Here is an 11,143-nt window from a genome sequence, read left to right on the forward strand (position 1 = left end):
GAAAGGCGCGCCGATCAACCGGCGCGCCTTTCACGGTTGAACACGTGGTCCTCCGGAAGGACCGGCTCATATCCTGGCTGTCGGAGGCCCCGGCGCGCCTTTTGTTTCACATTGTTTCAGACCTCCTTGGTCAAACCTCCTTGTACAGCCATTCTGTACAGCCATTCTGTTCAGCCCTTTTGCGTTGCTGTTTCTCTTTGGCTGAAAGACTTTCGACCAGGTATCGCACTCTCAACCTCCCGAATGCCGAGGGATTTGTGAACGAGACTGATGGGCCGGCCCTGACGGACATTGCCGCAGCCGGTACGGAGCCGTTGGCGATCGTCGGCATGAGCTGCCGTTACCCCGGCGGGGTCCGTTCCCCCGAGGACTTGTGGAGCCTTCTGGCCGAGCGGCGGGAGGCCATTTCCGGTTTCCCCACGGACCGGAACTGGAACCTCGAATCCCTGTACGGCGCGGACCCGGAGAGCGCGGGGAAGACGTATCTCACCCGGGGCGGCTTCCTCGACGACGCGGCCGGTTTCGACGCGGCCTTCTTCGGCATCCCGCCGCGCGAGGCCCTGTCGATGGACCCCCAGCAGCGCCTCCTGCTCGAAGCCTCGTGGGAGGCCCTGGAACGCGCCGCCATCACCCCGTCCGCGATCCGGGGCACCCGGACCGGCGTGTTCGTGGGCGCCGAGCCGAGGGAGTACGGCCCCAGGCTGCAGGAGGCGCCGGAAGGCGTGAAGGGCTACCTGCTCACCGGCACGACGACCAGCGTGATGTCCGGCCGGATCTCGTACCTGCTCGGACTGCACGGGCCGTCGCTCACGGTCGACACGTCCGCCTCCAGCTCCCTGGTCGCCATCCACCTCGCCGTGCAGGCCCTGCGCTCCGGCGAGTGCTCGCTGGCGCTCGCCGGTGGCGTGTCCGTCATGGCCACTCCGGGGAACTTCGTCGCGTTCAGCGGGCTGCGGGCGCTGTCCGCCGACGGCGTGTGCCGGCCGTTCTCGGCTTCCGCCAACGGAACCGTGTGGTCGGAGGGCGTCGGTCTGATCGTCCTGGAGCGCCTGTCCGACGCCGTGCGCAACGGCCACACCGTCCTGGCCGTGCTGCGCGGATCGGCGATCAACTCCGACGGGGCCAGCGACGGCCTGACCGCCCCGAACGGCCGGGCCCAGCAGGCGGTCGTCCGCCGTGCCCTGGCGAACGCGCGTCTTTCGGCCGCCGATGTGGACGCGGTGGAGGCGCACGGGACGGGGACCCGGGTCGGGGACCCGATCGAGGCGCAGGCGCTGCTGGCGACCTACGGCCAGGAGCGGCCGGAGGGCCGGCCGTTGTGGCTGGGTTCGGTGAAGTCGAACATCGGGCACACGCAGGCGGCCGCCGGTGTGGCCGGTGTGATCAAGATGGTGCTGGCGCTGCAGCACGGCGAGTTGCCCGCGATGCTGCACGCGGACGAGCCGTCGCCGCAGGTGGACTGGTCGGCGGGCGGGGTGCGGCTGCTGGCGGAGCCGGTGCCGTGGCCCGCCGGGGAGCGCACACGTCGTGCCGGTGTGTCGGCGTTCGGGATCAGCGGGACCAACGTCCACGTCGTCCTGGAGGAGGCGCCGACGGCCGAGGCCGTCGAGGTGCAGGATGTGGCGCCGGTGCTGTCCGGTGCCGGTGCGTGGGTGGTGTCGGGTCGGTCGGCGGAGGGGCTGGCGGCTCAGGCGGGCCGGCTGCGGCAGTGGGTGACCGCTCGGCCGGCGCTGGAACCGGCCGACGTGGCACGGTCGTTGGCGACGACGCGGACGACGTTCGAGCACCGGGCTGTGGTGATGGGTGCCGACCGTGCGGAGCTGGCGGCCGGCCTGGACCACGTGGCCGCCGGTGTGCCGGCGGGGTCGGTGGTGTCGGGTGTGGCGCGTGCCGGTGCTCGGGTGGGTCTGATCTTCGCGGGTCAGGGTTCGCAGTGGGTCGGCATGGGGCGCGGCCTGTACGAGGGCAGTGCGGTCTTCGCGGAGACGTTTGATCGCGTGTGCGGGCTGCTGGAGCTGGAACTCGGGATTTCGGTCCGGGACGTGGTCCTGGCCGCCGAGGGCGTTGACGAGGCTCTGGCGGATCAGACGCTGTACGCGCAGGCGGGGCTGTTCGCCTTCGAGGTCGGTGTCGCGGCCGTGCTGGAGGCGGCCGGTGTGACGCCGGACGCCGTGGTCGGCCACTCGGTGGGCGAGGTCGCGGCCGCGTACGTGGCCGGGGTCCTCTCTCTGGAGGACGCGTCTCGGCTGGTGGCGGCGCGTGCCCGGCTGATGCAGGCGCTGCCCGGCGGTGGCGCCATGGCGGCGATCAACGCGCCGGAGGCGGACGTTGTTTCCTCGCTTGCCGAGGGTGTGTCGATCGCGGCGGTCAACGGGCCGGAGTCCGTGGTGGTTTCGGGTGAGACCGACGCCGTGGACAAGCTGGTGGAGGTGTGGCGTGAGCGGGGTCGGCGGGTTCGGCGGCTGCGGGTGTCGCATGCCTTCCACTCGCCCGCCATGGACCCGGTGCTGGACGAACTCGGCGCCGTGGCAGCCGGGTTGGAGTACCGCCGTCCGCAGATGATCTGGGCGGGTGCGCTGACCGGTGAGCTGGTGACCGAGTGCGAGCCCGGGTACTGGCCGGCGCAGACGCGCCAGGCGGTGCGCTTCGCCGACGCCGTCGCCGCTCTCGCGAAGCAGGGCGTCTCGGTGTTCGTCGAGGTCGGCCCCGACGGGTCGCTGTCCTCGCTCGGCCCGGACATCGTGGCCGGCATCGGGAACGAGGAAGCCGTCTTCGTACCGCTGCAGCGGCGGAACGACGAGGGCACCGCGAGCGTGGTGACGGGTCTGGCCCGCGCGTTCGTGCAGGGCGTGCCGGTGGACTGGAGCGCGGTGCTCCCGTCCGGCGAGCCGGTGGACCTTCCGACGTACGCCTTCCGGCACGAGCGCTTCTGGCTCGACAGCGGCGTGTCGTCGCCCGTGCTGGAGCTGCCGCAGTCGGAGGGCGAACCGGCCGTGGCACCTCCGCTCGACTCCGCCACCGGGTTGCTGCGGCAGCTCGTGGGCCGACCGGAGCCCGAGCAGGACCAGGTGGTCCTCGACCTGATCAGGACGCACGCCGCGGCCGTCCTCGGACACGCCTCCCCGCAGGCGCTCGACCCCGCGCACACGTTCAGGGAACTCGGGTTCGACTCGGTGACCGGGGTCGAGCTGCGCAACCGGCTGAGCACCGCGGCCGCCATGCGGCTGCCCAGCACGCTGATCTTCGACTACCCGACCCCCGTGGCGCTGTCCGAGTTCCTGCGGGCGGAAACGCTGGGGCACGCGGACGAGCCCACGGCTCCGGTCCGGACGGTCGCAGGGGCGGACGAGCCGATCGCGATCGTGGCGATGAGCTGCCGCCTCCCCGGCGATGTCAGCGCTCCGGAGCAGCTGTGGGACCTGCTGGCCGCCGGTGGGGACGCGGTCGGGGAACTCCCCGCCGACCGGGGCTGGGACCTGTCGCAGCTCTACGACCCGGACGCGGACCGGGCCGGCACCTTCTACACGCGCGGCGGCGGATTCATCACGGGGGCCGGGGCGTTCGACGCGGGGTTCTTCGGGATCAGCCCGCGTGAGGCGCTGGCGATGGACCCGCAGCAGCGGCTGCTCCTCGAACTCTCCTGGGAGGCCTTCGAGCGGGCAGGCATCGACCCGGGGGAGCTGCGCGGCTCGGCGACCGGGGTCTTCGTGGGCGCGTCCTCGTCCGGTTACGGCGCCAACGCGCCCGAGGAACTCGAAGGCCATCTGCAGTCGGGCATCGCTCCCAGCGTGATCTCGGGCCGGGTGGCCTACACGCTCGGGCTGGAAGGACCGGCACTGACGGTCGACACGGCGTGTTCGTCGTCGCTGGTGGCGCTGCACCTCGCCGGCCAGGCACTGCGGTCGGGGGAGTGCTCGCTGGCGCTGGCCGGCGGCGTCACCGTGCACGCCACCACGTCGTGGCTCGCCTGGTTCAGCCGTCAGCAGGGGCTCGCGGCGGACGGTCGCTGCAAGGCGTACTCGGAGCAGGCCGACGGCATGGGCATGGCCGAGGGCGCCGGCGTCGTCGTGCTGGAGCGGCTGTCGGACGCGCTGCGCAACGGGCACAAGGTGCTCGCGGTGGTGCGCGGGTCGGCGGTGAACCAGGACGGTGCGTCGAACGGTCTGACGGCGCCGAACGGTCCGTCGCAGCAGCGGGTGATCCGTGCGGCGCTGGCCAACGCAGGTCTGGCCGCGGGCGATGTGGATGTGGTCGAGGGCCACGGGACGGGTACCAAGCTGGGCGACCCGATCGAGGCGCAGGCGCTGCTGGCGACGTACGGCCAGGGGCGGCCGGAGGACCGGCCGCTGTGGCTCGGTTCGCTGAAGTCCAACATCGGGCACACCCAGTGGTCCTCGGGTGTCGCGGGCGTCATCAAGACGGTGCTGGCGCTGCAGTACGAGCAGGTGCCGAGGACGCTGCACGCCGAGGAGCCGTCCTCGCACGTGGACTGGGACGCGGGCGCGGTGCGGCTGGCGACGTCGGCGGTGTCGTGGCCGCACTCGGACGAGCGTCCGCGGCGGGCCGGTGTGTCGTCGTTCGGCATCAGCGGCACGAATGCGCACGTGATCATCGAGCAGGCGCCGGTTGAGGAAGCTTCTGCGCCTCGTGCGGACGGCCAGGTACTTCCGGTGGTGCCGTGGGTGGTGTCGGGTCGGTCTGTGGCGGGTCTTGCCGGTCAGGCCGAGCGGCTGGCGGAGGTCGTTCGGCAGCAGGCGGATGTGGATGTCGCCGATGTGGGTTGGTCGCTGGCGACGTCGCGTGCGGCGCTTGAGCACCGGGCTGTGGTGCTCGGCTCGGATAGTGGCGAGCTGGTGGCCGGGCTTGGGGCGTTGGCCGAGGGCCGTGAGGTTCCGGGTGTGGTGTCCGGGGCTGTGGGTGGTGTGGGCAAGGTCGGGTTCGTGTTCACGGGCCAGGGTGCCCAGCGTGTGGGCATGGGTCAGGGGTTGTATGCGGCGTTCCCGGTGTTCGCGGAGGCGTTCGACGCGGTCTGTGCCGGGCTGGCCGAGCACCTGGACGGTTCGCTGGCGGCTGTGATCCGGGGCGAGGGTGAGGGTCGGATCGATGACACGGTGTGGGCCCAGCCCGCATTGTTCGCCATCGAGGTGGCCCTGTTCCGTCTGCTGGAGTCGTGGGGCGTGAGCCCGCAGGTGGTGGCGGGTCACTCGATCGGTGAGCTGGCCGCTGCGCACGTGGCCGGGGTGTGGTCGCTGGAGGATGCGTGTGCGGTGGTGGCTGCTCGCGGTCGGCTGATGCAGCAACTGCCCGCCGGCGGCGCCATGGTGGCTGTTGAGGCGACCGAGGATCAGGTCGTCGAGGCGATCGCGGGCCGCGCGGGTGTGGGCATCGCCGCCGTGAACGGCCCCAGGGCCGTGGTGATTTCCGGTGTCGAGGACGAAGTGCTCGCGGCCGCAGAGGAGTTGGCGCAGGGCGGGGCTCGTACGAAGCGTCTGCAGGTCTCGCACGCGTTCCACTCCCCGCTGATGGAACCGATGCTGGAGGAGTTCGCACGCGTCGTCGGCGCAGTCGACTACCAGCAGCCCAAGCTGGCCATGGTCTCGGCGCTGACGGGCGAGCCGGTGACGGACGAGGTCACCGACCCCGCGTACTGGGTGAAGCATGTCCGTGAGGCGGTCCGCTTCTGCGACGCCGCGCAGGCCCTGCGGGCCACGGGAGTGCGGACGTTCGTCGAGATCGGCCCCGACGGCGTGCTGTCGGGCATGGGCCCCCAGACCCGCACCGACGCCGAAGACGACGCGGCCACCGAAGTCTGGCTCCCCCTGCTGCGCCGAGGCCGCGACGAACCCCGCGCGCTGCTCACCGCGCTCGCGAAGGTGTTCGTGCGAGGCGTGGCCGTGGGCTGGGACAAGATCTACGCGAACACCGGCGCCCAGCGCGTCGACCTGCCCACCTACGCCTTCCAGCGGCAGCACTACTGGCTGACCCCCGCTCTGGGCAGCCGCGCCGAGGACCTCGGCCTGGAGACCCCCGGCCACCCGTTGCTGGGTGCGGCGGTGACGTTGCCGGCGAGTGGCGGCGTGGTGCTGACGGGTCGGTTGTCGCTGGCCCGGCAGCCCTGGCTGGCCGATCACGTGGTCGCCGGCCAGGTGGTCGTGCCGGGCGCTGCGCTGATCGAGATGGCGGTGCGGGCCGGTGACGACGCCGGCTCCGGCCGGGTCGAGGAACTGGTCATCGAGTCGCCGCTGGTGCTCCCGCCCCAGGGCGGTATCCGGGTGCAGGTCACGGTGGAGGGGCCGGACGAGGCCGGCCGCCGAGTGGTGGGCATCTACGCCCAGGCCGAGGAGGCCACGCCCGAGGGGGAGTGGGCCCGTCATGCGTCGGGCGTGCTGGCGTCGGCCGGGACAACGGCCGACAGCGGTGCGGACGCCGACTTCACGCAGTGGCCCCCGGCCGCTGCCGTCGCCGTGGCCCTGGACGGGTTCTACCCGGCGCTGGCCGAGAGCGGTCTCGCGTACGGTCCGGCGTTCCAGGGGATACGTGCGGCGTGGCAGCGGGGCGAGGAGCTGTTCGCCGAGGTCGCCCTTCCGGACGGCGTGAGCGCCGCCGACTTCGGGCTGCACCCCGCCCTGCTGGACGCCGCCCTGCACGTGATCGTGGGCACGGGCGAGCGCCGGGACCGGCTCGATGTCCCGTTCTCCTGGCAGAACGTCGACCTGCACGCCACGGGAGCCTCCGTGGCCCGGGTCCGCGTGACCCCGGAGCGGACCGGCGAGGGCGTGTCGCTGACCCTGGCAGATGCCACGGGTGGGCTGATCGCGTCGGTGGGCTCCGTGGTCCTGCGGCCCTTCGCCGCCGCTGCGGCGCCGGCTCGCGACGACCTGTTCGGGGTGGAGTGGGTCCCTGCTGCGGTAACCGAGTCCGAGGTGTCGGACGGTCGGTGGGCCGTCCTGGGGGAGGAATTGCCGGGCGCGGTGTCGTACCCGGATCTGGCGGCGTTGGTCGCGTCGGCCATCGACGAGGGCGAGGCCGTTCCCGAGGTTGTGGTGGTGCGGGCCGCACCGGAGCCGGGCACTGGCGATGTCGCGGGTGCGGCTCGTGGTGCTGCGGTCGGTGTGCTGGGTCTGGTGCAGGAGTGGCTGGCTGCGGATGCGTTGTCCGCGTCGCAGCTGGTGGTGGTGACCGGGCGCGCCGTGGACGCCGGTCCCGAGGCGCCGACGGAGGTCACGGCTGCGCCCGTCTGGGGTCTCGTCCGGGTCGCGCAGGCGGAGAACCCGGGCCGACTGGTGCTGGCCGACGTGGACGACGCTTCCGCCGCCGAGGTCGCGGAGTGGCTGCGGGCAGGTGTGGCGTCCGGTGAGCCGCAGTTCGCGGTCCGGGCCGGTCAGCTCCGGGTGCCGCGGTTGGCGCGCGTCGCGGAGGGGCTGCCGGTTCCGGCGGAGCGGGTGTGGAGCCTGGACTTCCACGAGCGCGGCACGCTGGAGAACCTCACCCTGCTGGGCAGCGACGAGGCGGGTTCCCTGGGCGCCGGTCAGGTGCGGGTCGCGCTGCGCGCGGCGGGCGTGAACTTCCGCGATGTGCTGAACGTGCTGGGCATGTACCCCGGCGACGCGGGCCGGCTGGGCCTGGAGGGCGCCGGCGTCGTGCTGGAGGTCGGTCCGGGTGTGACCGGGCTCCGGCCGGGCGATGCGGTGATGGGCCTGTTCACGGGCGCGTTCACGACGGAGGCCGTGACGGACCAGCGGCTGCTGGCCCCGGTGCCGTCCGGGTGGACGATGGCGGAGGCGGCCGGTGCGCCGCTGGTGTTCCTGACCGCGTGGTACGCGCTGGTGGAGCTGGCCGGACTGCACCGGGACGAGCGGGTGCTGATTCATGCCGCTGCCGGTGGTGTGGGCATCGCGGCGGTGCAGTTGGCCCGGCACCTGGGGGCGGAGGTGTTCGCGACCGCGTCGCCGGCCAAGTGGGCGGCGGTGCGCGGACTGGGCGTCGAGGCATCGCACATCGCGTCCTCCCGCACCACCGACTTCGAGGAGGCCTTCCGCGCCGAGTCCGGCGGTCACGGGGTGGACGTGGTGCTGGACTCCCTGGCCGGGGAGTTCGTGGACGCGTCGCTCCGGTTGACGGCTGCCGGTGGCCGGTTCGTCGAGATGGGCAAGACCGACGTCCGCGAGCCGGAGCAGGTGCAGCGTGACCACGGGGTCGCCTATTCGGCGTTCGACCTGCTGGAGCTGGACCCGGACGTGCTGGGCCGGATGCTGCGGTCGCTGACCCGTCTGTTCGCGGAGGGTGTGCTGCGGCCGTTGCCCGTGGCGTGCTGGGACGTGCGCCGCGCGGTGGACGCGTTCCGGTTCCTGAGCCAGGCGCGTCACATCGGCAAGGTCGTCCTGACCCTGCCCGCGATGGCCGGTATCGATGGCCGCGCGGGCACGGTGCTGGTGACGGGTGCGTCGGGTGCGCTGGGCGGCCTGGTCGCCCGGCATCTGGTGGCGACCGGACGGGCCGAGCGGCTGGTGCTGGTCTCGCGTCGTGGCACAGAGGCGTCCGGGATGCCGGAACTCGTCGCCGAACTGGAGCAGTTGGGCGCCGAGGTCACTGTGGCGGCCTGTGACGTCGCCGACCGCGAGGAACTCGCGGACGTCCTGAAGGGCGTGCCGCTGACGGGCGTCGTCCACGCGGCCGGGATCGTGGACGACGGGCTTGCCACGGCCCTGGTGTCGGAGCGGGTGGAGTCGGTCATGCGGCCGAAGGCCGACGCGGCGTGGAACCTGCACGAGCTGACCCGCGACCTGGACCTGGACATGTTCGTCCTGTTCTCCTCGATCGCCGGCGTCTGGGGCAATCCGGGCCAGGCCAACTACGCGGCGGGCAACACCTTCCTGGACGCCCTGGCCGCGCTGCGCCGCCGGGCCGGTCTGCCCGCGGCGTCCCTGGTGTGGGGCCCGTGGGAACACGGCATGACCGCGAAGCTCGACCGCGCCGACTGGCAGCGCATGTCCCGCCAGGGCCTGAAGCCGCTGCCCGCATCCGACGGCCTCGCCATGCTGGACGCGGCCGCCCGTGCCGCCGACCCCCTGATGGTGACGGCCAAGCTGGACCTGGCCGCCCTGCGGCGCTCCGGTGAGGTCCCGCCGTTCCTGTCCGGTCTGGTCCGTGCCGGGCACGTGGGCTCGTCCGCCCGTCGCACGGCCGGAGTTCCGGCCGCCGACGGCCGGAACGCGCTGGGTGCCCGGCTCCTGGCGCTCGGTCCCGCCGAGCGGACGGAAACCGTCCTCGACCTGGTTGCGGCGCAGGCCGCCCTGGTGCTGGGCATGGCCGGACCCGAGAGCATCGAGGCCGGCCGGGCATTCCGTGACACCGGCTTCGACTCGCTGACGTCCGTGGAACTGCGCAACCGGCTGAACACGGTGACGGGTCTGCGCCTGCCGGCCACGGCGGTCTTCGACTACCCGACGCCGGCGGCGCTGGCCGGATTCGTGCTGGGCGAGCTGGTCGGTGAGGTCGAGGCGGTATCGGCGGGGGCTGTGCTTCCGGGAGCGGGGGGCGTTCCCGCCGACGAGGACCGCGTGGTCATCGTCGGCATGGGGTGCCGGTTCCCGGGTGGTGTGTCGTCCCCCGGCGAGTTCTGGGAGCTGCTGAAGTCGCGCGGGGACGCGATCGGTCCGTTCCCCGCGGATCGGGGCTGGCCCGCGGACGTCCATGACCCGGACCCGGAGGCGGTCGGCAAGAGCCTGTCCGGTGAGGGTGCATTCCTGTACGACGCGGGGGAGTTCGACGCCGGCTTCTTCGGGATCAGTCCGCGCGAGGCGGTCGCGATGGATCCGCAGCAGCGGCTGCTGCTGGAGACGTCGTGGGAAGCCCTGGAGGACGCCGGGATCGACCCGGGCACGCTGCGGGGCAGCGAGACGGGCGTGTTCGCCGGCCTGATCTACCACGACTACCTGCCGTTCGGCGCGGTGTCCGAGAACGTCGAGGGCTATGTCGGCACCGGCGGATCGGGCGGTGTGGCGTCCGGGCGTGTGTCGTATGCGCTGGGTCTTGAGGGGCCGGCGGTGACGGTGGACACGGCGTGTTCGTCGTCGCTGGTGGCGCTGCACCTGGCCTGCCAGTCGCTGCGCTCGGGCGAGAGTTCGCTGGTGTTGGCCGGTGGCGTCAACGTGATGTCGACGCCCGGCACCTTCATCGACTTCACCCGGCAGCGCGGCCTCGCGGCGGACGGTCGCTGCAAGGCGTATGCGGAGGCTGCGGACGGCACCGGGTGGGGTGAGGGTGTCGGGGTGCTGGTTCTTGAGCGCATGTCGGACGCGCTGCGCAACGGGCACCGGATTCTGGCGGTGGTTGCCGGTACGGCGGTGAACCAGGACGGAGCGTCGAACGGTCTGACCGCGCCGAACGGTCCGTCGCAGCAGCGGGTGATCCGGGCGGCGCTGGCCAGCGCGGGTCTGGCCGCGGGTGATGTGGATGTGGTCGAGGGCCATGGCACGGGGACGCGGCTGGGTGACCCGATCGAGGCGCAGGCGCTGCTGGCGACGTACGGCCAGGGGCGGCCGGAGGACCGGCCGTTGCTGCTGGGGTCGGTGAAGTCGAACATCGGGCATGCGCAGGCGGCTGCGGGTGTGGCGGGGATCATCAAGATGGTCGCCGCGATGCAGCACGGTGTGGTGCCGGCGACGCTGCACGTGGATGCGCCGTCCTCGCACGTGGACTGGGACGCGGGTGCGGTGCGTTTGGTGACCGAGGCGACGGCCTGGCCGGATGCCGGGCATCCCCGGCGTGCGGGTGTGTCGTCGTTCGGGTTCTCCGGCACCAATGCGCACGTGATCATCGAGCAGGCACCCGACCAGGCTGTCTCCCGTGCCGATGGTGTGGCGTTGCCGGTGGTGCCGTGGGTGGTGTCGGGTCGGTCTGTGGCGGGTCTTGCCGGTCAGGCCGAGCGGTTGGCGGACTTCGTCCAGCAGGCGGATGTGGACGTCGCCGATGTGGGTTGGTCTCTGGCGACGTCGCGTGCGGCGCTGGAGCATAGGGCTGTGGTGCTGGGCTCCGACGGTGGCGAACTGGCCTCCGGGCTTGGGGCGTTGGCCGAGGGCCGTGAGGTTCCGGGTGTGGTGTCCGGGACTGTGGGTGGTGCGGGCAAGGTCGGGTTCGTGTT

1 pseudogene is annotated in these 11,143 nt (G+C 72.4%); it reads left to right on the plus strand.

Annotation, left to right across the window (positions count from 1 at the left end):
• Positions 1–266 precede the first annotated feature (266 nt).
• Positions 267–11,143, plus strand: a pseudogene (locus KV557_RS42800) (SDR family NAD(P)-dependent oxidoreductase); the annotation flags it as partial.

The organism is Kitasatospora aureofaciens (genome assembly GCF_019192735.1).
In the GTDB taxonomy this organism is placed as follows: domain Bacteria; phylum Actinomycetota; class Actinomycetes; order Streptomycetales; family Streptomycetaceae; genus Kitasatospora; species Kitasatospora aureofaciens_A.